Genomic DNA, 25,992 nt, shown 5'->3' with positions numbered 1-25,992 from the left:
AAGGTTGGGAGATTGCCTGCTAGAATTCCGCTGTTATTCCCTCCATGCCTGCCCCTAAGCCTGTCCCGGAGCCGTCAGCGGGATCACCTGCTGCCGGAGGGGCATCTTCAGCTTCAGGCGCAACGCCCCCCAGTGCACGGGCCAGCGGCCCACCCCGATCTTCTCAGGAGCCGCTGAGTTCCCGCGATGACGACATCCCGATTCCGGATCTCAAGCTCATCCGCCGCATCGGCTCGGGTGCCTATGGTGAGGTATGGCTGGCCCAGACCATCACAGGCGCCCTGCGTGCCGTGAAGGTGGTGTGGCGTGAGGACTTTGAGTACGAGAAGACCTTCCATCGCGAGTTCGAGGGTATTCAGCAGTTCGAGCCCATCTCACGCGGACATCCGGGCTTGGTGAACGTGCTTCACGTCGGGTGGAATGAGACCCGCGGCTTCTATTATTATGTGATGGAACTCGCGGACGATGCCGATCACGGGAAGGACATCGACATCACCACCTATGTGCCGCGCACGCTGACCACGGACTTCAAGACCCATGGCCGGCTGAATCTGGAATTCTGCAAGCAGACCGGCATCTACCTCGCGGATGCACTGGGGTACATGCACAGCTACGGACTGACGCACCGCGACATCAAACCCTCGAACATCATTTTCGTGGGTGGCGCGTGCAAGCTGGCGGACATCGGGCTGGTGGCCGCGCACGGGGAGCGTTCCTTTGTCGGCACGGAGGGATTCGTGCCGCCGGAAGGTCCCGGGACATTTGCCTCGGACATCTACAGTCTCGGCAAGGTGCTGTATGAGATCAGTTCCGGGAAGGACCGCATGGAATTCCCCGAGGTACCGGACGACCTCTCGGCCGGCGAGTGGAAGCTGTGGCGCGAGTGGAATGGCGTGATTTGCCAGGCGTGCGCGCCGAATCTGAAGGAGCGCTTCGCCAGTGCGGCGGATTTCGCCGAGGCTCTGCGCACCGTGGGCGTGCCGAAGCCGGTGCCGCTCAGCAGCCGCCTGTGGAGTGCCACCTGGAAACTGGTGCTGTGGTCGTTGATCTTCGGCATGCTGCTTTCCATCACGAAGCGCACTTCGGAGTGGCGTCATGTGGTGCCGGCGCCCGAATCGCGTGAACTCACGCCGGAGGAGATTGCCCAGGCGAAGCTGCCCCGGCCCGGGCGCATGTGGCTGAACAGCTTTGATCACAAGTTCAACTGGAAGACGGATCCGGATCGCCACGTCGCGGAGAAGCCGGTGACGCTGGAGTCGCTGCAGCGGTTCCTGGATGACAGCATGCAATCCTTCGAGGGCGAGGTGGTGCCCACCACCCCCAAGGGTGGCAAGACAGAGTATCCCGTAGTGGTGCCCAAGACGGATGCTGCCGCCTTCGCTGAGTGGATGACCGCGTACGATCGTGAAGCCGGCGCGTTGGATGACAATTATGAGTATGCCTGGAAACAGGACACTTCGGTGAAACGGAGCGCGGCGAACCCCGACTGGGTGGCCTTCCGACTGGAGGTTGTGCGCCTGCACTTCGGTCAGGTCATCGTCGTGACCACTCCTGACAGGGCAGAGGTCACGCACAATGGTGTTGCTCTTGGGCCGACACCGCTTGGACCCATTCGTATGAAAGTGGGGAATGCGGAGTTCGTGGTGAGCCTTCCCGGCTACAAGCGTGAGGTGCTCAAGGGCAAGGTGGAGGAGGGGAAGACGCTCAAGCTGGATAAGAAGCTCAAGCCCACGGATGCTGTGGCATTCGGCAGGAAGTGGAAAAATTCCCTGGGCATGGACTTCGTGCCGCTGGGGGATGTGCTCATCGCCGCCACGGAGACGCGCCGCGCGGACTTTGCCACTTTCCTTCGTACACTCCCCACGTCGCAGCCACCTCCAGTGGCCATCCGCTCGGATGTGACCCTGCCCATGACGCACGTGAGCCGTGCCGATGCGGAACTCTTCTGCAAATGGCTCACGGTGGTGGAGCGCGGTCGTGGCCTCTTGGAGCCGAGTCAGAGTTATCGCCTGCCCACAGATGACGAGTGGAGCATGGCCGCGGGCCTGCCGCGTGAGCGCGGCGATTCGCCGGCTTCACGCAATCAGCGCGCGCGCGGCATCTATGCCTGGGGTCTTGTGTGGCCACCGATTCCCGTGCCGGGAAACATGTGGGACCGCACCGCCGCCACGAAGGCGAAGCGTAAGGACGGCATTGAGAGCTTCGACGACGGCTTTGTCGATCTGGCTCCAGTCGGATCCTTTGAGCCGAATGAAAATGGCCTTCGTGACCTCGCGGGGAATGTCTGGGAATGGGTCCAGGACGACTTCGGTGGAGAAGATCCCAACATGAAGCGTCTGGGCGTCGTACGCGGAGGAAGCTTCCGCTCTGCGAATCAGGATGAACTACTCGCCTCCCATCGCAAGGCGGTGCCGCCCGGCACGCAGACCGACGAAATTGGCTTCCGCATTGTATTAAGTGAGTATGGTGTGATCGCTCGCCAGGATGATGAATGAGTTCCCTCCGGCAGTGAAAAAAAGTGGCTGAGGGAATGCCTGATTGAGGCTCGGGGAATCCAAAAACGGACCCTCCGTCAAAATCCCAATAAAGATTCAAGGTTTAATGTTCGGAAGAACATAAAACTTTCTATTTTCATTTTTGAACGATCGGCACTTGCGACCCATCTTAACTTTTCAGCGCGCCTAACCATTTGAGATTGTTGCGCCTATCGATGCCGCGAATTTTAGCTTAGCCCGGAAAACCACGAAATTTCAGCACCTTTCATTTCGCAAATTATATAATGACAGCGATTATGAATATCATTTTTGACTATTCTTTAGCTCGGTTTTGGGCATTCTCTTTATCCATTTACGAAAAAGCTTGCTAATTTTTGGAATTTATGGAAATTTAAGTCGCGCATTCTCAATTAAGCGTTTTGCACGCTTTTGCTCACACACTGTCCCAACTCCCAACAGCATCCGCATATACCAACCTAATTGCCAACGAACATGGCTGATTCCTCCCCAGAGTTGATGACGGTTAAAGAAACCGCTGAGTACCTCCGCATTCCGTTGCCGACGGTGTACTACCTCGTGCAGCGCGGACAGCTCCCAGCGGTGCAGATTGGTGGACGGTGGCGCATCAAGCGCAGCCTCCTGGATCGTGATGTGCTGCGCAAAGAAGACGAGAGCGGACTACCCACCGTGCTGGTGATCGATGATGATCCGGCGTTGCAGGCGCTCTTCAAGCAGTTCCTGAAAAAGGCCAACCTTGCCCGCTTGGTGGTCGGCACGGGCGCGGAAGCGCTTAGCCTGGCCAAGAAGCAAAAGTTCGACTTTGTGTTCCTGGACCTCAAGCTCCCCGACATTCCGGGAGACGAGGTGTACGTGCAGCTCAAGGCCCTGGATCCTGATCTTCCCATCGTTGTGATCACCGGTTATCCGGACAGCGAAATCCTCAGCAAGATTTTGGCCACCGGCCCTGTGACGGTGATCAAGAAGCCGCTTGAGTTTGATCAGCTGAACAAGGCGGTGAAGCAGCTCGGGCACAAGGGCGCTGAGGCAGTGGTGTAATTGCCGGGGGTATATCCCGGCTCTCGTTTCGTCCTATCAAGACAAGAGGGTTTCTCCTCTTGAGTGGTAATTCGCTTGCTGAGCGACTGCAGCAGGGGAAGAGTCGCGCCTATGCTCCGCGTGCTCACCTTCATGGTCGTGGCCACTTTTCTGGGGATGTCCCAGATGTCATTCGCTGCGCCTCCCTCAGGTGACCTGACGCTCATGGAGGGCACCTGGAAGGTGAAGTATGGGGAAAAAGGAAACAAGCCCCTTACGACGGATCAATTGAGGGCGATGAGTATCCGCATCACGGGCCCTCTCTTCGCCATTCTGATCAATGGCAAGGTGGAAACCGCCGGTCTTCTGAGGCTGGATTCCAGCAAGGAGCCGAAACAACTTAGGATGGAGTCTCCGGATGGCCAGAAGGCCGCTCTGGGGATCTATAAGTTTGAGACGAGCGAGCTCCGGTTCTGCTGGGATAACAGTCCGGGCAAGCGCCCTGCGACCTTCAGCGGGGTCAATGAAAAGGGCTCTCTCATCTACCTGAGATTGGTGAAGGCTACTCCCTGAGGTTCCCGTCTCGACTGAGGCATCTTTGATGAAGCGCGGCCTCGGTGCCGCGTGCCGGTGCCGGTCGATGAGTACGTTGATTGAAATGCCGGGCTGACGCGCGTCGTTACCCGTGGGACATGGACCGCGCTTCGCTCAGGCTCTTCCATCTTCCCAGTGTTTGCCTGTCTCTTTGGGCGGGCACGGCCATGACGCATGCGGGGGTGGATTTTGCCAAGGACGTGCGGCCCATCCTTGAGGCGAAGTGCTTTTCCTGCCACGGGCAGAAGGAACAGAAGGCCGGCGTCGCCTTTCACACGCACTATCACGCGCACCGACCTGCGGATTCGGGTGAACTCGCAGTGATACCCGGGCGGCCGGAGGAAAGTCTCCTCTACAAGATGGTGGTCACCACGGATGAAGAGAAGCGCATGCCCAAGGAGCGCAAGCCGCTCACGCCGCCGCAGCAGGAGATTCTCAAGGAGTGGATCGCACAGGGTGCGGTGTGGCCGGATGACGGCTGGCGTCCACCTGTGCATTGGGCGTATGTGAAACCAAAGGCAGCGGCATTGCCGGACAAGAATGCGCATCCGTTGGATGCCTTCATCAATGCTGAACTTCAGAAGCAGCAACTGACGCCGAATCCACGTGCCGCGACCCCGGTGCTGGTGCGTCGTCTCTTTCTCGATGTCATCGGCCTGCCGCCGACCGTTGCCGAGGTCGATGCCTTCGCCGCGAATCCCACGGAGAATGCCTATGTCAGACTCGTGGACCATCTGCTCGCGCGGTCGCAGTTCGGGGAAAAGTGGGCCCGGCCCTGGTTGGATCTTGCGAGGTATGCGGATTCAGATGGCTACCAGCGCGACGGGTTCCGGCAGATTTGGCCCTACCGCGACTGGGTGGTGAAGGCGCTGAACGATGACATGCCCTTCGATGAATTTTCGATCGAGCAACTCGCCGGCGATCTTCTACCGCACGCCACGACCGACCAGAAGATCGCCACGGGATTTCATCGCAACGCCACCCTGAATCTCGAAGCCGGCACGGATCCGGAGGAGGATCGGGTGAAGCAGATCGTGGATCGTGTGAATACGACCGGAACCGTGTGGCTTGGCACCAGCCTCGGCTGTGCGCAGTGCCACAATCACAAGTACGACCCGATCACCTCGAAGGAGTATTATGGGGTGCTCGCGTTTTTCAACAACACGCCGGTAGAAAGCCAGCAAGCTCCCAAAGGTGCGCGCATGACCTACGTTGGGCCGGACCAAGTGATGGGCGAGTCTCCCGATGCCGTGGAACTGGCGAAGGCGGCGCAGCAGAAGCTTGAGCAGTCCATGAAACGCTACGAGGAAGCTGTGCAGGAGAGGTGGAGCGAGTTGGAAGAAGACCCGGCAAAGGTTGCCGCATTGAAGCCGGGGCAGAAAGATCTCTTGGAGATCCCGGCGCAGGATCGCGATTTTGAAACGTGCAGCAAGGTGCATCGGAGTGTGTTCAAGGGGGATGCGCGTCTCGACAAACTTCAGGATGCGGTGAAGCAGGAGCGCAAGCGAGCTGCCGCAGTCAGCGTGACGCGTACGGCGGTGATGCATGAGGACATCCCACGTGAGACCCGCATCATGCAGCGTGGTGATTTCCTCATGCCCGGCGCCAAGGTCGATCCTGCGACGCCTGCCGCATTGCATGGTTTTCCTGCGAATGCTTCACGTGATCGCCTTGGGTTTGCGCAGTGGCTCGTGTCCAGGGAGAATCCCCTGGTGGCCCGTGTGACGGTGAACCGCTGGTGGGCGGAGCTGTTTGGCCAGCCCCTCGTTTCCACCATGGAAGACTTCGGTCTTCAAGGGGACAAGCCGACGCATCCAGAGTTGCTCGACTGGCTGGCGTTGACCTTCATGGAGACGGACGCATGGAGCATGAAGAAGACACTGCGCCGCATCCTTTTGAGCGAGACCTACAGGCGCGCTGCAACCGCGCGGCCGGATTTGCTGGAGCGCGATCCGCAGAACAAATGGCTCGCGCGCAACGGTGGCATCCGTCTCGATGCGGAAACCATCCGGGACCAAGGGCTGGCGGTAAGCGGCTTGTTATCTGCCAAGATGGGAGGCCCGCCGGTAAAGCCGGTGCAACCTGCCGGTGTCTGGCGTGTGACCGGTGACGTGGACAACAACTACACCACTTCGAAGGGAGAAGATGCCTATCGCCGCGGGATCTACACGCTGTGGAGACGACACGCCCACTATCCGAGCTTCGCCACGTTTGATGCGCCCAATCGCGCTGCCTGCACCGTGCAGCGCACGCGGAGCAACACGCCACTGCAGGCGCTTACCCTGATGAACGATCCGGCTTATGTGGAAATGACCCAGGCACTCGCGAAACGCATGGCTGCCCACGGCGGACAGAATGTGCGCGATTCGCTGGGTTTCGGATTTCGCACCGTGTTGAGCCGTCCTCCTTCGGATGTCGAGCTGGATGCGCTCGTGGCCGTGTATGAAGGAGGCAATAGCTCATCCAATGAGGCGGAGGGCGCCTGGTTCGATGTTGCCAGTGTTCTGATGAATCTCCACGAAACCATCATCAAGCCATGAGATACCTGGATACATCATCATGGATGGACCCTGAACGCATGGGAACGGGGACGGGGGAGTTGTCCCACCTGCTGCAGCGCCGCGCCCTCCTGCGTGGCATGACAGCCGGCCTGGGCACGCTGGCGCTGAATTCGCTTCTGCAGCCGGAGCTCCTTGCCTCGCCGGAACGCGGAGTCACGAACTTCACGCCGAAGGCACGGCGTGTCATCTTCATGCACATGGTGGGCGCGCCTTCGCAGCTCGACCTCTTTGATTACAAGCCCATGCTGCAGAAGCATGATCGGCAATTGTGCCCGGATGAGTTCATCAAGGGCAAGCGTTTCGCCTTCATCCGCGGGCATCCCAAACTGCTGGGCACGCGCTACCGGTTCGACCGCTGTGGCGCTGGCGGGACGGAAATCTCCGAACTGCTGCCAAATCTGCAGACCGTGGCGGACGATATCTGCGTGGTGCGCAGCATGACGACGCAGGATTTCAATCACGGTCCGGCGCAGTTGTTTTTTCACACGGGGCTAAACCGGCCCGGCAATCCCAGCGTCGGCTCCTGGGTGAGCTATGGCCTCGGCAGTCCCAACGCGAATCTGCCGGCGTATGTCGTCTTCGTATCCGGCAAGATCCCCGGCGCAGGAAGTGCCCTGTGGGGAAATGGGTTTCTGCCCAGCATTCACCAGGGCATCGAATTTCGCAGTGCGGGCGAGCCCGTGCTCTTCCTGAACAATCCCAAAGGCGTGGATGCCGAACGTCGTCGTCGCATCATTGATGGCGTGCAGGCGCTCAATCAGCAGCAGCTCACCCAGACCGGCGATCCGGAAATCATCACGCGTATGAGTCAGTATGAGATGGCCTTCCGCATGCAGGCCAGTGTACCGGAACTCATGAACCTGCGCGATGAGCCCAAGCACGTGATGGACATGTATGGGGAAGGGGAGTTCGCTCGCCAGTGCATCTATGCCCGCCGCCTGGCGGAGCGTGGGGTGAGATTCATCGAGCTCTTCCACGCGGACTGGGACACGCATGGCAGCCAGCACAGCCGTCTCTCAGCCAATTGCCGCGCCGTCGATCGACCCATGGCGGCTCTGGTGAAGGATCTCAAACAGCGCGGGTTGCTCGAGGATACTCTCATCGTCTGGGCGGGTGAGTTTGGCAGGACTCCCATGCTGCAAGGCAGTGAGAAGCCGGATACGTGCGGGCGGGATCATCACAAGGAAGCCTTCAGCATCTGGCTGGCCGGTGGCGGCACGAAGGGTGGTGCCACCTACGGTGCCACGGACGAGATGGGCTATCATGTTGCCCAGAACCCGGTGAAAGTTCGCGACCTCCACGCGACGCTGCTGCATCAGCTGGGTCTCGATCACGAGAAGGTCACCTTCCGTTTCCAGGGCCTCGACCAGAAGCTTACCGGTGTGGAAGAAGCGCACGTGCAGCGCGGGATGATCTCATAGCCCAGTACCGATACGAGGCGCTGCCTCTATTGTAGAAGGCTTCTCCAGAAGCCTTTCACGTCGCGTTTACCACGATCTTGATTTTGATGACGCTTCAAATGTTTGATCGCCATCGTATGCTTTTCGACGTGAGCCATCGTGGGTTCGAGCCACCGTGAAAGGCTTCTGGAGAAGCCTTCTACGTTCTTTGGCTACGTCAATGGTGGTACTTGGACATTGCCTTCACCCCGCATCCAGCACCCCGAAGATATCCTCCACCGGCGCCCCATACAGGGCTCCCGCAGCCGCGGCATGATTTGGAATGTGAAACACGGCGCCACGCACACCCACTTCGATTTCCTCACGCGTGAACCGCTCGGGAAAGAAATGGAGCGCCACGAGAAAAGACGCGTCCTCAATCCAGTCCGCCAGATGAAAGCCGATGTCGTAGGCCTTCTCAGGACCGAACTCCGGCGTGAGCACAGGCAGCATGGTCTCCACCAAGGGCATGCCTTGAGTCGGTTGGGTGGCCCGATTCCCGGCCAGCTCTTGAAAGATTGCGGCCACCTTCTTCCGCACGTGTTGATGCGCATCACAGGCGTCGTGGGAGTCAGGCGGGGTCGAGGTCATGAGTGACGATACGCCGCTCATGGAAAACGGGTATGCGCCTATGTAGTCACCCGCACTTTGACAGAACACCGCTTCCGTGTTGTTTGCGCCATCATGGTTGAGTCTACCCAGCCCATCTCCATAGACGACATCGCGCGGCACTATGACCAGCTCGACCACTTCTACCGGGAAATCTGGGGTGAGCATGTGCACCATGGGGTGTGGGAAACGGGAAAGGAAACGCCGGAGCAAGCGGTGCGCCGGCTGGTGGACTTGGTGCTGGAGCGGGCGCAATTGAGGCCCGGCATGCAAGTGCTGGACGTGGGGTGTGGCTATGGCGCCACGTCGCGCATCGTGGCGCAGGAGCATGGGGCGCAGGTGCTCGGATTGACGGTATCGCCCGCGCAGGTCCGCTATGCGGAATCGGTAACCAACCCTCCGGGGAATCCCCGGTACCTCATCGAGGACTGGATGCACAACCAGCGGGAATCGGGCAGCTATGATGCGGTCATTTCCATCGAGTGCCTTGAGCACATGCATGACAAGGATCGTTTCTTTGCCGAAGCATTCCGGGTGCTGAAACCGGGTGGGCGCCTGGCGGTCTCTGCGTGGCTCTCGGGAGAAGAACTGAGGCCCTGGGAGCACCGGTTCCTGGTGGAGCCGGTGTGTCGTGAGGGACGCTTGCCCGCGCTCGGTACCGCCTCCGAGTATGCGCGGAAGATGCAAAATGCAGGCTTTGAAGAGGTGAGTGTGCTGGACCTCTCAGAGCAGGTGGTCCGCACCTGGCCCATCTGTGCCTGGCGCATGCTGGTGGGACTGGTCCGGAAACCGGGGTACCTGCGGTTCCTGCTCGATCCGAAGAATGACAACCGCATCTTCGCCCTCACCATGTTCCGCATCTGGCTGGCCTACCGACGTGGCGCCATGAAGTATGGCATTTTCGGGGGTATGAAGAAAACGTGAGTAGAAAACTGGCTTTCGAGGTCTGAGAGACGTATTGTTCTGGATACCCCCATGGCAGCACTTGAAGATCAGGATGATATCGACCGCGAAAGCCTAGCCCCGAGGGGGGCGATGCAGGGAATGCGCGCACTGATCACGCTCGCGTGCGCGGTGGTAGTGATCGCGGGCTTGAAGGCTGGCGCCAGCTTCTTCGCTCCGCTCGTGGTGGCATTCTTCCTGGCCGTGTTGAGCTATCCGCTCATGGCGTGGCTGATGAGAAAGAAGGTCCCACATGTGGTGGCCTTGTTCATCACGGTAGGCGTGATTGTTCTTTGCATTGGCCTGCTCGGCTGGGCCGGCTACGGACTGTTGAAGAGCCTTTCACAGGAAGTGCCACGCTACCTGCTGAAGCTGAAGAGCATCGTCGAAGAGACGGCCGTGTGGCTGGAAAAGGACGTCGGTGTGGACGGCGCGATCAAGGGAGTGGAGCAGTTCAACCTCCAGTACCTGGTGGAGATGGGCACACAGAAGGACGTGATGCAGCAGTTGGCCGCGTTTGCCGGCAGCACCTTCGGCACCGTGGCTTTCTTCCTGGGCGCTCACATTGTGGTGCTCGTGGTGATGATGTTCACCCTCATGGAAGCACCGGGAACCCGGAACCGCGCGGAAGTCGTGCGTGCTGCCGGAGGTCCGGATTTCTCCCTGCTGATGCAGTCCGCTACAGACATCCAGAAATACCTGGGGGTGAAGACGCTTATCAGCGCCGCTACGGGCGTGCTGGCCTTCGCGTGGTGCTGGATGTTTGATCTCAAGTATCCCTTGCTGTGGGGGATTCTGGCGTTCCTTTTCAACTATGTCCCGGCTGTCGGTTCCACCGTGGCGTCCGTCCCGGCCATCATCGAAGCTCTGGTCAATCATGGTGTGGGCTCGGCGGTCGGCGTGGGCATTGGCTATGCCATCATCAATTTCGGCCTGGATAATTTCCTGCAGCCCATGCTCATGGGGCGGAAGTTTGGTATCTCCGGCCTTGTGATTGTGTTGAGTGTACTTTTCTGGGGGTGGGTCTGGGGACCGATAGGCATGTTCCTGGCGGTACCGCTCACCATGATGATGAAGGTCATCTTGGAGAATACCAACGAGTTCCGCTGGATCTCCGTGGCCATGGCCAAGAAGAAGGTGAAGCACGGTGAGGTGGTCCTGGAGACCCCGGAATTCGCTGATGCCGAACTTTTGGGCGGCGGGGCAGCGACGGAACCTCCCCGCTAAAAAGCGGGTAAATCCGGCTGGGGCTGAAGGCAGCCTTAGCCCGTGAAATTCTGAAGGTTCCTCCCCCGGCTAGCCTCTTGCTTTTCAGGGGTGAATGCAGCATGATCGCTGCAAAACCGCCAAAATTGTTGCCCGCGACCTTCTCCCATGAGTCTGCCTGATATCGACGGATTGGAACTACAAGACCTCATCGGCAAGGGCAGTTGTGGTGCGGTGTACCGGGCAGTGGTGGGGGAGACGCGTGAGGCGTGCGCGGTGAAGGTCTTCAGCAGCATGGCCATCAACCGCAAGCTGCTGACCATCGGCATGCGCGGCCTGCAGCAGATGCCCGAGCATCCCGGCATCCTGAAGGTGCATCGCTTTGATTTTGACAAGGCTCCCTACTACGTGGCTGTGCCTCTGGTCGGCTTCATGACGGAGGACGGCCAGCGCCGCAAGCAGTGGGAAACACCCACGCTGGAGAGCTGCTGCGGCACCGTGCCCGCAGACGAGGCTTGGCGATATATTTATGAGGTGTGCGACTCCATGGCGTGGCTGCACAAGCACAATCTCGTGCACTGCAATCTGAAGCCACGCAACGTGCTGCTGGAGGATGACCAGGCCAGCGCCACGAAGATTGGGGACCCCGTGCAGGGCTGGATTGGTGGCGTGCACCATTTCGATACCACGGATCACTTCCTGTACATCCCGCCGGAGCAGGCCGAGCACCCGGATGCCCTCGCCACCCACGGCACCTCGTGGGATGTGTATGCCTTTGGCGTGCTCGCGTACCGCCTCCTCACGGGCAAGTTCCCGCGGGCGGAGGAGGAGCTGGAGGCCGAAATGCGCGAGCAGTCCAACTTCAATGGCACCGTCCGCACCGTGGACAATGGCGCCATTCTCGCCGCTGTGCGCGCGCAGCATGACATCGTGTGGCCGAAGAAGCCGACGTCGAAATGGGACGAGCGCCGCAAGCAGATCCTGGAGAGGTGCCTGGCGCTGGATCCGAAGCTGCGCTGGCCCGACTTGCGCGAGGTGATGCGTGAGTTTGAAAAACTCGAGGCGGATTACCTTCTGGAAGATGCCCGGGAAAAGATCGGCATTGAGAAAAAACGGCAGGCCCGACGTGTGGTGCTGCTGCGCTCGATGGTGCAGGTGCTCTTTGTAACGCTGGTGGCCGCTGCGGGATATGGTCTCTGGTACGGCTACGACAAGTACACCAAGTGGAAGCACGCAGAGAAGGCCACGGTGGATATCGCGAAGGAGAAGGAAGAAGGGGACAAGGCTCGCGAAGGGAAGATCACTGATCTGGCCACCAAGCTGCAACAGGCCAAGGAGGCTGAGCGGCTTGCCAGCTCGAACCTGCAGATGTCCCAGGCCGCGGTGGATCAGTTTCTGACCCAGCTCCTTCAGCTGCCCGCAGGACTTGGATTGCAGGCGGAGATTTCGCAGAAACATGTGAATGACGCACTGGCCTTCTGCGAGCAGGAGCGGCCTCGCCTGGAGAAGGACGACTCGCAGCTCCCCCTGCGCGCGACGAACTACTTCAACACGGCGCAGCTCCTCATGCGCAAGAACCAGCAGAAGGAAGCGAAGGCCTGGTTCGAAAAAGCCCGTAATACGCTCACCGCCTTGTTACAGCGTGAGCCCACGCATGCAGATGTGACGCGCCGCCAGATCATGCTGGGGCGTACGTGTCGCTGGCTGGGCACCATGCAATCGGAAGAAGGGCATCGTGTGGAAGCCACGCAGTATTTCAAGGAGGCTGTGGCCGCCCTGACACCGGCGCTTGAAAAGAATCCCAAGGATCGCAATGCGCGCGTGGAGTGCGCCATGGCCTGGTATGAACTTGGCAAGCGCTCGCGTCGTGACGGCGAAACGGCCGTGGCGGTGAATGCGCTCGGACGCGTGCCGACGCTCATGGATCCAAAGGTGGTAGGGGAAGAGCTTACGCCTCAGGAGCAGTTCCTCCTGGCTCGCAGCCGTATTGAGCAGGCGCTTTCCTTGCGGGATGAAGGCAGGCTCGATGAAGCCATGCGAGCCCTCTTCGACTCCATGGAAGTGATGGTGAAGCTGGTGGAGAAGTCCGCTCCAAATAACCAGGAGCAGGCGCTCACCCTCGCGGAGGCCTATATCGAGTTTGGTGAAATCGTTTCCGGCAAACTCGGCACCACCGATGCCAAGGATGCGCAGGCCGAGGCGCAGGCCATCCTCATGGAACTCGTGCGCACCCAGCCCCAGTGGGCGGAGGCCCGCCACCTGCTCGCCCGTAACTACGGCGCCCTCGCTGCGCTGGAGCGTGACCAGGGCAATGCCACCGAAGCACGCACGAAGCAGGAGTCCGCTGTGAAGACCCTGGAGGACCTCAGCAAGGACAATCCGGATAACACGCGCTTCCTCATGGAATACGCCCGGCAGAAGGGTGCTCACGCTCAGATGCTGTGCGACTTGAACAAGGCGAAGGATGCCGTGCCAATTGCCAAGGAGGCCGTGGATCGACTGGAAGAGCTGATGCAGAAGAACGATGCCAGCCTTGATGAGCTCGACCGCAAAGGCTGCGGCGTGCTGCTGGCCCAGCTCTACGGCATTCTCGGTCAGTCCAGCGAAGCCGCGAAGGACAGCAAGCTGGCGAAGTCCTCCTTTGCCAAAGCCTCTGAACACTGGGAAGCCCTCAAGAGCCGGCATGGTCACGATGAGACCATCGATGCTGGTCTGAACTGGAGCAAAGAGCGCCTGGGTAAGTTCAAGTGAGAACAGATCGGGCGGCTTCCGTTGCTTGCATCTGAAATTTCAAATCTGAAATCCCAAATCCATCCGAGCCATGTGTTGTTTCAGCCAGCCAGTGAAGGATGTCAGTAACACCAAAATCTTTGCCCGTCTGGGCAATGGTGTGGATCAGTTCGTCGCGTACGCGATGAACCTCTCAGCCGATGAAGAGCTCTCCATGGTGCTGCCGATTCCCGTGGTGCCAGGCTCTGGTGAGAAGGCCGTGAAGTTCATCAATCTGGAGAAGTATCCCCGGCTGTTTGAAGATCTCTGGAAGGGGTTTCCTGCACCGGTGTCGAGGTCGAGAGGTGGGGATACCTTCGGTCCGGCCGCAGTGTACGGGGTGCAAAAGCTGGAAGTGCAGAGTGTGGGTGCCTTCGATGCGAGCTTCGTTCCCACGATCGCAGACTTCTCCCGGTTGGATGAGCGCTTCCGCCTTCCCGAGAAAGTGTGGAAGAAGCTGCCCGGATACGCGACCTTCGGATTCGCGGTCTTCAAGCTGAAGGATGTTCATGGACCGGTGCATCCCATGGCATTTTTATTTCCTTCTTCGATGCCACAGTCGCTCTTCTTTCCCACGATGCACATTCATGATGGGGAGATTCACGCGAAGGAGGAGTTCGATCACACGCTGTACTGTCAGGGTAGTAATATCGATGCCTCCTGGCAGGAGTCGCCAGGCATTGCGGTGCAGTTTGTGAAGTGCGGACTCACGCATGACATGGTCTCCCCGAAGCATCATGTACACCGTCGCCTGATGAAGGGCGTGCAGGAGAATGGCGATGTGCTGCTGCGCGCGGGAAAGGTTGCGGCGTAGAAGCGCTTCGGGTTTTTAACGCAAAGCAGCAGAGCAGCAAAGGATGAAGGGAAGAGAAACTCCAGTCCCTTGTCTTGTCTGCTGCTTCGTTGCTTTGCGTTTCCCCATTGGAGCTACGCAAAAATTTCCTTCACCACACGGCCACTCACATCCGTGAGGCGGAAGTCGCGGCCGGCGTAACGGTAGGTGAGCTTCTCGTGATCGAGGCCGAGCAGCGCGAGGATGGTCGCGTGCCAGTCGTGGATGTGCACCTTGTCGGTCACGGCTTCGTACCCGTAGTCATCCGTCGCTCCGTACGAGAGGCCGCCTTTCACGCCGCCGCCTGCCATCCAGAGGGTGAAGCCCTTGTTGTTGTGATCGCGTCCATCACCCGATTGCGCATGAGGGGTGCGGCCAAATTCGCCGCCCCAGATCACGAGCGTGTCCTTGAGCAATCCACGCGCCTGAAGATCCGTGAGCAGACCTGCGATGGGCTTGTCAATGGCATTGCAGTTGCGCGCGAGATCCGCCTTGAGGTTGCGGTGCTGGTCCCAGCTCCCGTTCGACACTTCGATGAAGCGTACTCCGGACTCCGCGAGGCGGCGTGCCATGAGGCACTGGCGGCCGAAGGTATCCGTAGCGTCCTCACCGATGCCATACAGCTTCTTGGTGGTCTCGGATTCCTTCTCGATGTCCATCACCTGCGGAGCCACGTTCTGCATGCGGAAGGCGAGTTCGTTGCTCTCGATCACGCCTTCGATTTGCGGCTCATACGCCTCGTGCTGGAGCTTCCCCTTGTTCAGCGTCTGGATGAAGTCGAGCTGGGTGCGTTGCGCTTCCGTGGTGTAGCGCGGGTTCGCAATGTTGCTGATGCCCTGCGGCGAGGCGCCACCATTGCGACGCCCACCGCCGCCGCCTCCAGGGAAGCTGGAGCCAATGCGCGTGCCCTGGTAAATCGCAGGAAGGAAGGAGCTGCCGTAGTTCCTCGCGCCGCCTTGAGGAGCCGGGTTGATGGTGATGAAGCCCGGCAGGTTTTCATTCGTCGTGCCCAGTCCGTAGAGAGTCCAGGAACCCAACGAGGGCCGGATGAACTGCGCTGTGCCCGTGTGCATCTGAATCACCGCCTGAGGATGATTCGGCATGTCCGTGTGCATGGAGCGCATCAGGCAGAGATGGTCCGCCTGCTTCGCCACTTCCGGAAACAACTCCGAGATCCACAAGCCGCTGCGCCCGCTCTGGGAGAACTTCCATGGTGAACCAAGCAAGGTCGCCGGACCGCCGCGACCACGACCGGACTCCTTGCCGCTGTCCGCAGTGAGCTTGGGCTTGTAGTCAAACGTATCCACATGCGACGGCGCTCCCGGCATGAAGAGAAAGATGACTCGCTTGGCGCGAGGCGCGAAATGCGAAGGCTTCGGCGCGAGCGGCGATGTGGTGGCTGCACCCCAGGTGGAAAGCGCCGAGAAGGCGAGGTAACCAAAGCCTGCGGAGGAGCCTTGCAGGAAGCTGCGTCGCGAGAAGGGAAGGGCAGTGTTCACGTAGGAGGCAGGTTGGAGTTCTCGATGGTTAGTTGAGGAAACGGAATTCCGCGGAGGCCATCAGTGCCTGGCAGAAGGCGCTCCACGCATACATGCTGATGTCGCCATGCTTCGCGCTCTTCGCTTTGGACGCATCCTGCGCGTACTCGCTGAAGAACGTGCGTGTCGCCAGGACCTCCTGCTGCGTGGGCGCACGGCCGAAGGCGAGCCAGTAGGCATTCACCATGCGCGTGGGATTGTCCTTGGAGGATTCATACACGCGCCGTGCAAAGGCATCGCTCAAGGCGATGACCTGGGCGTTGTTCATCAAGTAGAGACTCTGCGAAGGAACGTTGGTGGTCTCGCGATCGCCGGTGACGAGTGCGGGATTGGCGAAGTCAAAGAGGGCGAGCGCTTCCGGTACCACATCGCGAATGAGCGGCAGATACACGGAGCGAAACTTCGAGGGCTGCTGCGTCGCCTGGTAGTAGCCCAGGATGGCTGCGCGACCCTCGCCCGTCACGCGTGATACAGGCGAGCCGGGTGGGGGATAGAAGTCAATCTCGCCGCTGATGAGCAGCATGGCATCACGCAGCGACTCTGCGTCGAGCGCGCGTGTTTTCATGCGCCAGAAAAGCGTGTTGTCCGGATCCGCGGCGAAGTTCTGCGGCGCATGCTGGCTCGAGAGTTGGTAGGTGCGGCTGAGCACGATCTCACGCACCATCTTCTTCACTGACCAGCCATTCTCCATGAAACGAAGGGCGAGCCAGTCCAGCAACTCAGGATGGGATGGCTTCTCACCCATGGCGCCGAAGTTGTCCACGGAAGCCACAATGCCGCGACCGAAAAGCCAGCGCCACATGCGGTTTGTCATCACACGAGCCGTCTGGGGATTCTCCGTGCTGGCGAGCCAGTTCGCGAGGTCGAGTCTTCCGCTGCCCTTGGTCACCTGAGGCGGCGTTGAGGGGAACATCACCTGCACAAATCCGCGCGGCACCGTCTCGCCCGGTTGAGTGGCCTCCCCACGATTGAAGAGCGGACTGTTGACGGGAGTCCTGCGGTCATACACTCCCATTGCCAGGATGCGGGCGCTGCCGTCTTCCTCGTAGCGATTGACCTGACCCTTGAGATCGCTGGTTTGCTGCCGGATGGCGAGCAGGCGGAAGGCATCGACATCCTTGCCGCTGCGCCGGGCAGCCAGGGCTTCCTGCTGGCGCTCGACGCGCGTCTCTTCGAGTTGCTTCATGCGGCGGGCGAGGTCCGCTCGTGCGGAGGCGCTGATGCCTTCAAACCCCGGGGCCATGCCGGACTCATGACCGAGTTCGATGAGGTCGGATGGTTGATTGTTTTGTATCACACCATTGGTGCCGTACAGCGTCTCGCTGCTCAGGAAGATACCGGCGAGCGCGTAGTAGTCCTTCTGTGGAATGGGGTCGAACTTGTGATCGTGGCAGCGGGCGCAGGCCACCGTGGTGCCGAGCACGGCTTGCGTGAGGGTGTCAATTTGTTCATCTGCCACCTCAAGCGCGAACTGGCGTGGGTTGCGTTCGTTGTGCGGCTTCGTGCCGATGGCCAGAAACCCGGTGGCCACGATCTTCTTGCTCTGATCCACCGCATCCTTGAAGGGCACCAGATCACCGGCCACTTGCTGACGGATGAATTCGTTATACGGCATGTCCTCGTTGAAGGCGCCAATGACCCAGTCGCGATAGCGCCAGGCGAAGGGGTAGGGGACATTGATGTCCTTCCCGCTGGACTCCGCATAGCGCGCGACATCCAGCCAGTGCCGGCCCCAGTATTCACCGAAGCGTTCTGAAGCCAGGAGATTGTCCACCACACGCGTGAAAGCCTCAGGCGAGGTATCCTTCATGAACGCTTGAATCTGGTCCAGCGTGGGTGGCAGGCCTGTGAGGTCAAAGGTAACACGGCGCAGTAGGTCCAGCTTCTGCGCATCTGCCACGGGCTGCAGTCCCTTTTCTTCCAGCTTCGCGAGGACATAGCGATCGAGGTCCGACTTGGCCCATGCCGTGTTCTTCACCTCGGGCACGGGCGACTTCTTCGGCGGCTGGTACGCCCAGAACTTCCGGCCTTCCGCGACATCGATCTCTTTCTTCTTCCACTGCGAGGCTGCGGCATTTGCATCAGCCACGGTTTCACCGCGTGGGTCGGGAGCTCCCATTTTTACCCACGTCTCAAAGTCCGCGATGACACTTGCCGGCAGCTTGCCCTTCGGCGGCATCTCCATGTCCTTGTTGCCATAGCGGATGGCGTCGATGAGCAGGCTGTCGGAGATCTTGCCCGGCACCACCGCAGGACCCGTGTCCCCACCGTTGAGCGTGGCTTCCTTCGTATCCAGCATCAGGCCGCCTTTGACCTTCTTGGATTGGGCGGAGTGGCATTCGTAGCATTCCTCCACCAGCACGGGGCGAATCTTCCGCTCGAAGAAGTTTCGCTGTTCATCGGTGAATTCGCCATGAGCAACGCCGGCCTGGGTGGCCAGGAGGAGGAGCAGGCTGAAGGTGGAGCGTTTCATGCCGGTTGAAGGGTGAGCAGGTGATGCAGCATTCAACCGTGATGACGCGTGAAGGTTGCGGGCAGTTACGTGAAGATTCCTGCCGTCTGACCAAAAGTTCTTGACATGCCAAAGCCCGGTAATTGGTTAAAGCATGGTAAAAAAACGTTCTTCCTTTAAAAAGAAGGCCACACCGAACCTGGCGGTCAGCAGACCTGAATCGGTTCTCAAGCGCACGGTCCAACTGGATAAGGGAGGATTGTTCAAGGCCCTCGGCAAGTCCATTGCCCACGCTAGTGCCGGCAAGCTGGACGAGCTCTCTGCGGATGCCGGTGAGGCCATTGCCGCCTTAGGTTTAAAACCTGACCCCGGTGCGCTGGCGTGGATTCTGATTCAGCGAGCGTTGCTTCGTGCCATGCGTGAGCTGGTGGAGGAAAGTATGATACACTTGCCTGAAGAGGTCCCACCAAAGGTAGAGGACATTGCCGGACAGTTGGATCGCGAGGTGGAAAAGACCGAGCTGGAAATTGGAAAGGATTTCTTTCGCCAGCCGGGGACTCTACCCTTTCTTAAACCCTGTGGTGAGTGGTTTTGCCAGCTTCTCGTTGCTTCAGGCTGCGAAGATGCTGTCGGACGTTCTCTGACCGCGAGACTTCCCAAGTATTTCGTTTACGCTCTGAATCAGGAATGGCGTGTGAACCACGAAAAGTATGCGGTCATCCTGCAAGCATCAGAAACTCCATTTACCAAGGCGGGAGTTAGGGAACAGGCATGGGAGGGCTACTTGGCTTGGCTGGAGCGTGAATTGGATAGTCCGATGTTCGGAGAGCCTTTTGGCCTACGGCAACTGTATGTACCGCTGCGCGCTTACTATCACCTGAGGAGCGAGAATAAGAAGGCACCTTTGTCTGAGATGCATTTGGCGCCACGTGAGCATCAAAGGCGAGTTGCCGTCATGTTAGAGGAGCATCTTTTGCATTGGCTGGATCATTCGGATAAGAGTGATTCTGTGCGCGTGCTTAGTGGAGGGCCTGGGAGCGGTAAATCATCTCTCACTAGAATGCTTGCGGCTGCAGTTAATCGTGACACGTCTTGGCGTGCGCTGCATTTGCCGCTTCATCAGGTTAACTATCGCGGCGAGTTGGCGCCTGTTATCGCTGAGTATTTGCAGAAGACTCGTTTGCTCGCTGATCATCCCGCGCATCCTTTGGATTGTGTTGAGGGTGACGATCGGATTCTGCTGGTGTTCGATGGGCTCGATGAACTGGCTATGCTCGGGAAAATTGCCCAGAATCAAGCAAGTCAATTTGTTCAAGCCGTGAAAGAGTTGGTAAGGGATCAGAACACCACTTCGGTAAGGGTGAAGGCATTGATTAGCGGACGTACGGTAGTGATGGATGGCCTTGAAGACCAGTTTCGCCGCGAAGGGAGCGTTCTGCATTTACTGCCCTATGTTGTGGGCAATAGCGACAAGGAACTTTACGAACATGGTTGGTCCTTGCTAGAAAAAATTGACCAGCGGGTCTTGTGGTGGCGGAAATATGCAGAGTTGAAGGGCGGTGAACACAAAGATGTTCCATTGAATCACGGTGAGTTAACCGAAATCACCTCAGAGCCGTTGCTCAATTACTTGCTCGCTTTGGCATATGGTGCGGGCGGGCTGGATTTTAGTCGTCAGGTTACACAGAACCAGATCTATGAATCATTAGTAGGAGAAGTCTACCGGAGGCGATGGGGGAACGGCGAGAATTTTCACGTGCGTGGGATGCCTCCAGAGCATTTCCAGAGAGTACTTGAGGAGGTAGCGGTTGCTGCTTGGCACGGAGATGGTCGAAAAACTACGGTGGGCGAGATCAAACAGCATTGCAAAGATGCAGGTATTGAGAAAATGCTAGAGGTGTTCCAAGAAGGGGCGGAAGCCGGTGTTCTGCGCCTTTTGACGGCTTTTTTCTTTCGACAAGCGGGTATTAGAGCGGATGAAAATGCGTTCGAGTTTACGCACAAAAGCTTCGGTGAATACTTGGTCGCGCGCAGGATTGTGCGCCTCTTGCAACTCATGGAAGAGAAGTTGTGTGAGCAAGATCAGAAATTCTCAGGCTGGAACGAAGTGGAGTGCCTTGCCGAGTGGTCCAAATTGACTGGGCCGAGTACTGTCACAGAAAATCAACGAAAATTTCTGATAAATGAAGTAAGGTTACGAGATAAAGCGTCTTGTTGGAGAACCGCACTAGTCCGTATTGCCAACACCTCCCTGAAGCATTCTATGCCGATGGAAAAGCGAACTACGTTGAGCTTCGGACAGATGATCGAGCAGTCGAGAAATGCGGAGGAATGCTTGCTTGTGGCGATTAACTCGTGCGTTAGACTCAGCGAGGAAAAGGTTTCGCTTGATTGGCCACATCCAACCGCAGCACGTAGCTGGATCAGACGATTGCAAGGCCAACATCTTACTTCCGGCAGTGCCCTAGGACTCAAATGCTTAGAACAACTGGTTTTCACGGATCAATTTCTGGAACAAGTGGACCTGGGAGATGGATCTTTGGCAAAATCTTGTTTTATCGGATGTTCCCTAAAGGGAGCTAATCTCGGAGGGGCAAACCTTGAGCATGCACAGCTCGAAGAGGCAATTCTTGTGGGAGCCGATCTCGAAAGTGCGAACTTGGTAGGGACGAACCTCAGGAAGGCGACTCTTACAAAGGCAAATCTTGAAGGGGTAAATGCGGATGGGGCGGACCTCTTTGCGGCTAATCTTGAAAAGGCTAATCTCGCAGTTGTAAATTTCTCCAATGCCAATCTTTTTGAAGCAAGTCTAGTAGAGGCAAAACTTCATGAGGCCTGTTTTTGGAGAGCAAATATGGAGAATGCTCAGCTTCAGAAAGCTAACCTTCAGGGGGCGGATCTTCAATATGCGGAACTTACTGGTGCGAATCTTGAAGGTGCAAATCTTGAGGGTGCATACTTAGGGGACTCCAACCTTGAGAAAGTAAACCTTGAAAGGACAAATCTTGTAAGGGCGAATCTCGAAAGAGCGAGGCTTGATGGAGCTACTCTTGTAGGAGCCAATATGGAGAGGGTCAATCTACAAAGTGCCAGTCTCGCAGGCGCAAACTTGGTGGGTGCAAATCTGGTGGGTGCTAACTTAGTGGGCGCTAGCCTCGAGGAGGCAAATTTAGAAAGAGCAAATCTAATAGCTTTCTAACCTTGAATCTGCGAATATTGGCTCCTCTGTTCTTTCAGAGGTCTTTGCCGGCTGCGAGGTCGAGAAAGCTCTTCCGCAGATTTGCGAGCACTGGTGAGTCGTCATTCTTTCGCCAGACCAAGACAGTGGGTACACGCGGAAGGCTCGAAGGCAGTTCACGAAAGACGAGACCGGGGCGCTTCACCTGCCGGAGTGTATCCGTCACTGGTGAGACGCCAAATCCTGCAGAGATGAGCCACATCTTTGTTTGAACGTCATGGGCATACTGGGCGGGACGTGGTGTGGCGCCAGCCTTGGCACACGCAGCGAGGAAGGTATCGTAGTAGCCGTGCTGCACTCGCGGATCCATCATCACGAGACCTTCACCGTCAAGGTCCATCCAGGTGAGTTTCTTGAGCTTGGAGAGGCGGTGTCCTGCGGGCATTGCCAGCACTTGGCCAGACTCTTCCACCAGCATAGAGTCGAAGTCCGCGTAGCCCACGGGAGGGCGCAATAGACCAGCATCGAGCTCGCCACTGCGCAACCGGTTGATTTGTTCAGGGCTGGTAAGATCGAAGAGTGAAAGCTGCACGCCCGGATAGTTTTGGTGAAACTCGCGCAAGATACGTGCGAGCCATGCATTGGCTGTGGGGGCGATGAGGCCCACACGCAGGTGTCCCACAAGACCGTGCTGGGCATTCCTCGCCCGGTTCTCCGCTTGTGTGGCGGAGGCCAGCACCGTGCGCGCCTCTGCCAGGAATACCCGGCCGGCGTGCGTGAGCGATACGGATCGCGTAGTGCGGTGAAAGAGTTGCACACCCAGCTCTTCCTCAAGGGATTTGATCTGGGAGCTCAGCGCGGGCTGGGCGAGGTGCAGGATTTCGGCGGCACGGTGGAAGTTCAAGGTGTCTGCCACCGCGGTGAAATAGCGGAGATGCCGGAGTTCCATACGCTGCAACAATCGAGTCGGATTAATACAATGCAAGTATCAGTGCGGGACCAATCTTGTATTGGGCTTTTTGCGCCGCACGTGGCAGCCATCCGTAAGTTTCGGAAAAGGAAAAACCGCCATGTGGATTGTCCGTCTTGCGCTTCGTCGCCCCTATACCTTCATCGTCGCGGCGCTGGTACTGCTGCTCATGTCTCCGTTTCTTTTGACGAAGACGCCGACGGATATCTTCCCGTCCATCAACATCCCGGTGATCTCGGTCATCTGGCAGTATCAAGGCCTGAGTCCTCAGGAGGTGGAGCAGCGCATCATCTACAATCATGAGCGGTCCCTCAGTGCGACGGTGAATGACATCGAGCACATTGAGTCGAATTCTTATAACGGCGTAGGCATCATCAAGGTGTTCCTCCGTCCTGGCGCTTCCGTGGATGCGGGCGTCGCACAGCTCACCGCGGTGGCGCAAACCATTCTGCGCCAAATGCCCCCTGGTCAGACGCCACCGCTGGTGATTCGTTACAATGCGTCCACGGTCCCCATCCTCCAGTATGCCTTTACGAGCGACAAGATGTCCGAGCAGGCCATCTATGATACGGCGCAGACACAGGTGCGTGTGGGCCTGTCCAGCACCCAGGGGGCACAACTTCCCTGGCCATATGGAGGGAAGACGCGCGTGGTATCCGTGGACCTCGACCTCACCGCGCTGAAGGCAAAGAACCTCACGGCGCGGGATGTGGTAAATGCCATGGACGCGCAGAACCTCATCCTGCCCAGCGGCACCGCCAAGATCAAGGAGACGGAATACAACGTGGGCGTGAACAGCAGCCCACGTATGCTGGAGGAGCTGAACAACCTGCCGGTGAAGACCGTCAATGGTGCCACCATCTATGTGAAAGACGTGGCGCAGGTGCGCGACGGTTACCAGCCGCAGCAGAACATCGTTCGCAAGGACGGTGTGCGCGGAGTGCTCCTGACCGTCATGAAAAGCGGCATGGCCTCTACCCTGGAGGTTGTGAACGGCGTGAAGGCCCAGCTGCCCAAGATCATGAGTGGCCTCCCACCGGAGCTGAAGGTGGAGGAGTTTGCGGACCAGTCTGTGTTCGTGAAGGCGGCGGTGAGTGGCGTGGTGCATGAGGGCATCATCGCGGCGGCACTCACGGCGTTGATGATTTTGCTCTTCCTGGGCTCGTGGAGGAGCACCTTGATCATTGCGATTTCCATCCCGCTCTCGGTGCTCTGCTCCATCGCGGTGCTCAGCGCCCTGGGTGAAACCATCAACCTGATGACGCTCGGTGGACTTGCCCTGGCCGTCGGTATCCTCGTGGATGACGCCACGGTGGAGATCGAGAACGTGCACCGACACATGAGCATGGGGAAACCGTTTGTTCAGGCCATTCTCGACGGCTCGAAGGAAATCGCGCTGCCTGCCTTCGTGTCCACGCTGTGTATCTGTATCGTGTTCGTGCCCATGTTCTTCCTCACGGGTGTGGCGCGCTACCTCTTCGTTCCCCTCGCGGAGGCGGTGGTGTTTGCCATGATGGCGAGCTACTTCATCTCGCGTACGCTGGTGCCCACGCTCATCATGTTCCTCTACAAGAACGTGCCGCATCATGCGGAGGGCGAGCATCATGATGCGAAGCCTGTGGCTCTGTGGCAGCGTCCCTTTGTGGCCTTCTACCGCGCGTTCGAGCGTGGATTCTCAAAGTTCCACGCAGGTTACCAGCGGTTGCTCTCCGCGATCCTGGTGCATCGCGTGGCGTTCGTGCTCATCTTCATCACACTGTGTGGTGGATCGATGGCGCTTGTGCCGCAGTTGGGTCAGGACTTCTTCCCCAATGTGGATGCGGGTCAGATCAAGCTGCACCTGCGTGCTCGCAGCGGCACCCGCATTGAAGAAACCGCGCGTCTCGTGGACAAGGTGGAGGAGGTGATTCGCCAGGAAATCCCAGAGAAGGAACTTGCCGGCATCCTCGATAACATCGGCATCCCGAACTCCGGCATCAGCCTTTCCTATTCCAACAACGGCCTCTACGGCACCGGCGATGCCGACGTGCTGGTATCACTGAAACATGGACACAGTCCCACGGACGACCACGTCCGCCGCCTGCGCCTGCGTCTGAACCAGGAATTCCCCGGCACGACCTTCTACTTCCTGCCAGCGGACATCGTGAGCCAGACGCTGAACTTCGGTCTGCCTGCTCCGTTTGACGTGCAGATTTATGGACGCGATCAAGCCGGTAACCGTGCGGTGGCGGCGAAGCTTGCGGAAAAGATTCGCGCCATTCCCGGTGCGGTCGACGTGCGCGTGCAACAGGCCGCGGACCAGCCGCAGTTCACCGTGAATGTGGATCGCGACAAGGCACAGGAGATTGGCCTCACCGAGCGCGATGTGGCGAACTCGGTGCTGCTCAGCCTGAGCGGTAGCGGTCAGGTGCAGCCGCTATACTGGCTGAATCCGACCAACGGCATCCAGTACCTCATCAATGCCCGCACCCCGGAGCATGAAATGAGTTCCCTGGCGAATCTTGAGGCCATTCCCGTGAGTCGCAGCCAGGCGGGTGAGGGCGATGGACAGCTTCTCTCGAACCTCGCGACACTCCAGCGTGGTCAGGGACCGGGAGTGATCTCTCACTACAACGTGCAGCCGGTGATCGACATCTTCGGCGGTGTGAGTGGTCGTGACCTCGGTGGCGTGGTGCGCGACGTGCAGAAGCTGGTGAAGGAAGTGGAACATGAACTGCCACGCGGCAGCTTCATCGTGGTGCGTGGCCAGGCTGAGACGATGCAGACCAGCTTCCAGGGACTCGCAGCCGGTCTCGTGATGGCCGTCGTACTGATTTACATGCTCCTCGTGGTGAATTTCCAAAGCTGGACGGATCCGTTCATCATCATCACGGCATTGCTTGGCGCCATCACTGGCGTGGTGTGGGGACTTTTCCTCACGCAGACCACCCTCAGCGTGCCCGCGCTGATGGGCGCCATCATGAGTCTCGGTGTGGCCACGGCGAACTCGGTGCTCATTGTCAGCTTTGCGCGAGACAACGTGCGGCAAGGCGTGTCACCGCTGAAGGCTGCGTTCAATGCGGGCAGCACGCGTATCCGTGCGGTGCTCATGACCGCCCTTGCCATGATCATCGGCATGGTGCCCATGAGCCTGGGCATCGGTGAAGGTGGTGAGCAGAATGCGCCGCTCGCACGTGCGGTGATCGGCGGTCTGAGTGTCGCCACGTTTGCCACGCTCTTCTTCGTGCCTGCGGTGTTTGCCCTGCTGCATCGTCGTCGCGTGCAGGTGATGGATCCGCTGCTTCGCGAAGAAGACGACGAGGTCAGCGAAATGCCTGTCCAGCCTGTGATCGCTTGAGAGCTTCCATTTCTGTTCCCTTTAAAACCCCACCC

Annotated in this window: 15 protein-coding genes; 11 read left to right on the top strand and 4 right to left on the bottom strand. The window is 58.7% G+C overall.

Going from position 1 to position 25,992, the window contains the following annotated elements; genetic code table 11:
- Window positions 1-44: 44 nt before the first annotated feature.
- The 5 genes from G5S37_RS21265 to G5S37_RS21245 all read left to right on the top strand — a co-directional run bounded on the left by G5S37_RS21265 (window position 45) and on the right by G5S37_RS21245 (window position 8,106).
- Window positions 45-2,495 (top strand): bifunctional serine/threonine-protein kinase/formylglycine-generating enzyme family protein, encoded by a 2,451-nt coding sequence (locus G5S37_RS21265; protein ID WP_165206452.1) that lies wholly within the window; start codon window positions 45-47, stop codon window positions 2,493-2,495.
- A gap of 492 nt (window positions 2,496-2,987) precedes the next feature.
- Window positions 2,988-3,551 carry a response regulator gene (locus G5S37_RS21260; RefSeq protein ID WP_165206451.1) on the top strand — a complete coding sequence of 188 codons (564 nt, stop codon included), beginning with the start codon at window positions 2,988-2,990 and terminating at the stop codon, window positions 3,549-3,551.
- A gap of 111 nt (window positions 3,552-3,662) precedes the next feature.
- Window positions 3,663-4,103, top strand: a complete 441-nt coding sequence (locus tag G5S37_RS21255; RefSeq protein WP_165206450.1) for a TIGR03067 domain-containing protein — start codon at window positions 3,663-3,665, stop codon at window positions 4,101-4,103.
- 119 nt (window positions 4,104-4,222) lie between these two features.
- A complete protein-coding gene (locus G5S37_RS21250; RefSeq protein ID WP_165206449.1) occupies window positions 4,223-6,664 on the top strand; it encodes a PSD1 and planctomycete cytochrome C domain-containing protein in 2,442 nt (813 codons plus the stop codon).
- Complete coding sequence (locus G5S37_RS21245; protein ID WP_240914685.1) at window positions 6,661-8,106, top strand: DUF1501 domain-containing protein; 1,446 nt, start codon at window positions 6,661-6,663, stop codon at window positions 8,104-8,106. Before G5S37_RS21250 ends, G5S37_RS21245 begins: the two co-directional genes overlap by 4 nt.
- Before the next feature lie 222 nt (window positions 8,107-8,328).
- Here the strand turns inward: G5S37_RS21245 and G5S37_RS21240 are convergent, their stop codons facing one another.
- Window positions 8,329-8,715 carry a hypothetical protein gene (locus G5S37_RS21240; protein ID WP_165206448.1) on the bottom strand — a complete coding sequence of 129 codons (387 nt, stop codon included), beginning with the start codon at window positions 8,713-8,715 and terminating at the stop codon, window positions 8,329-8,331.
- 93 nt (window positions 8,716-8,808) lie between these two features.
- Here G5S37_RS21240 and G5S37_RS21235 point away from each other — a divergent pair, with 93 nt between their 5' ends.
- The 4 genes from G5S37_RS21235 to G5S37_RS21220 all read left to right on the top strand — a co-directional run bounded on the left by G5S37_RS21235 (window position 8,809) and on the right by G5S37_RS21220 (window position 14,464).
- Window positions 8,809-9,657: a class I SAM-dependent methyltransferase gene (locus tag G5S37_RS21235; protein WP_165206447.1), complete on the top strand. Its 849-nt coding sequence runs from the start codon at window positions 8,809-8,811 to the stop codon at window positions 9,655-9,657.
- Between the two features lie 51 nt (window positions 9,658-9,708).
- Entirely contained in the window at window positions 9,709-10,902 is a 1,194-nt protein-coding gene (locus G5S37_RS21230; RefSeq protein ID WP_165206446.1) for an AI-2E family transporter, read from the top strand.
- Between the two features lie 147 nt (window positions 10,903-11,049).
- The gene (locus tag G5S37_RS21225; RefSeq protein WP_165206445.1) at window positions 11,050-13,632 is read left to right on the top strand and encodes a protein kinase; all 2,583 of its coding nucleotides are present in this window, start codon (window positions 11,050-11,052) and stop codon (window positions 13,630-13,632) included.
- A 70-nt stretch (window positions 13,633-13,702) separates the two neighbouring features.
- The gene (locus G5S37_RS21220) at window positions 13,703-14,464 is read left to right on the top strand and encodes a hypothetical protein (RefSeq protein WP_165206444.1); all 762 of its coding nucleotides are present in this window, start codon (window positions 13,703-13,705) and stop codon (window positions 14,462-14,464) included.
- Window positions 14,465-14,577: 113 nt separating this feature from the next.
- Here G5S37_RS21220 and G5S37_RS21215 read toward each other — a convergent pair whose 3' ends face one another.
- Both G5S37_RS21215 and G5S37_RS21210 read right to left on the bottom strand, forming a co-directional pair.
- Window positions 14,578-15,981 (bottom strand): DUF1501 domain-containing protein, encoded by a 1,404-nt coding sequence (locus G5S37_RS21215; RefSeq protein WP_165206443.1) that lies wholly within the window; start codon window positions 15,979-15,981, stop codon window positions 14,578-14,580.
- A gap of 28 nt (window positions 15,982-16,009) precedes the next feature.
- Window positions 16,010-18,493, bottom strand: coding sequence for a PSD1 and planctomycete cytochrome C domain-containing protein (locus G5S37_RS21210; RefSeq protein WP_165206442.1), 2,484 nt, complete (start codon window positions 18,491-18,493; stop codon window positions 16,010-16,012).
- Between the two features lie 133 nt (window positions 18,494-18,626).
- Between G5S37_RS21210 and G5S37_RS21205 the strand changes: the two genes are divergently transcribed.
- Window positions 18,627-21,671: a pentapeptide repeat-containing protein gene (locus G5S37_RS21205; RefSeq protein WP_165206441.1), complete on the top strand. Its 3,045-nt coding sequence runs from the start codon at window positions 18,627-18,629 to the stop codon at window positions 21,669-21,671.
- 34 nt (window positions 21,672-21,705) lie between these two features.
- Here G5S37_RS21205 and G5S37_RS21200 read toward each other — a convergent pair whose 3' ends face one another.
- A complete protein-coding gene (locus G5S37_RS21200; RefSeq protein ID WP_165206440.1) occupies window positions 21,706-22,599 on the bottom strand; it encodes a LysR substrate-binding domain-containing protein in 894 nt (297 codons plus the stop codon).
- A 121-nt stretch (window positions 22,600-22,720) separates the two neighbouring features.
- Between G5S37_RS21200 and G5S37_RS21195 the strand changes: the two genes are divergently transcribed.
- Window positions 22,721-25,957 (top strand): efflux RND transporter permease subunit, encoded by a 3,237-nt coding sequence (locus G5S37_RS21195; RefSeq protein WP_165206439.1) that lies wholly within the window; start codon window positions 22,721-22,723, stop codon window positions 25,955-25,957.
- The last annotated feature ends 35 nt before the right edge of the window (window positions 25,958-25,992 follow it).

Source organism: Roseimicrobium sp. ORNL1, assembly GCF_011044495.1.
Classification (GTDB): Bacteria; Verrucomicrobiota; Verrucomicrobiia; order Verrucomicrobiales; family Verrucomicrobiaceae; genus Roseimicrobium.
Note: the sequence above shows the minus strand (reverse complement) of the source record. Positions and strands in the feature narration are given on the sequence as shown.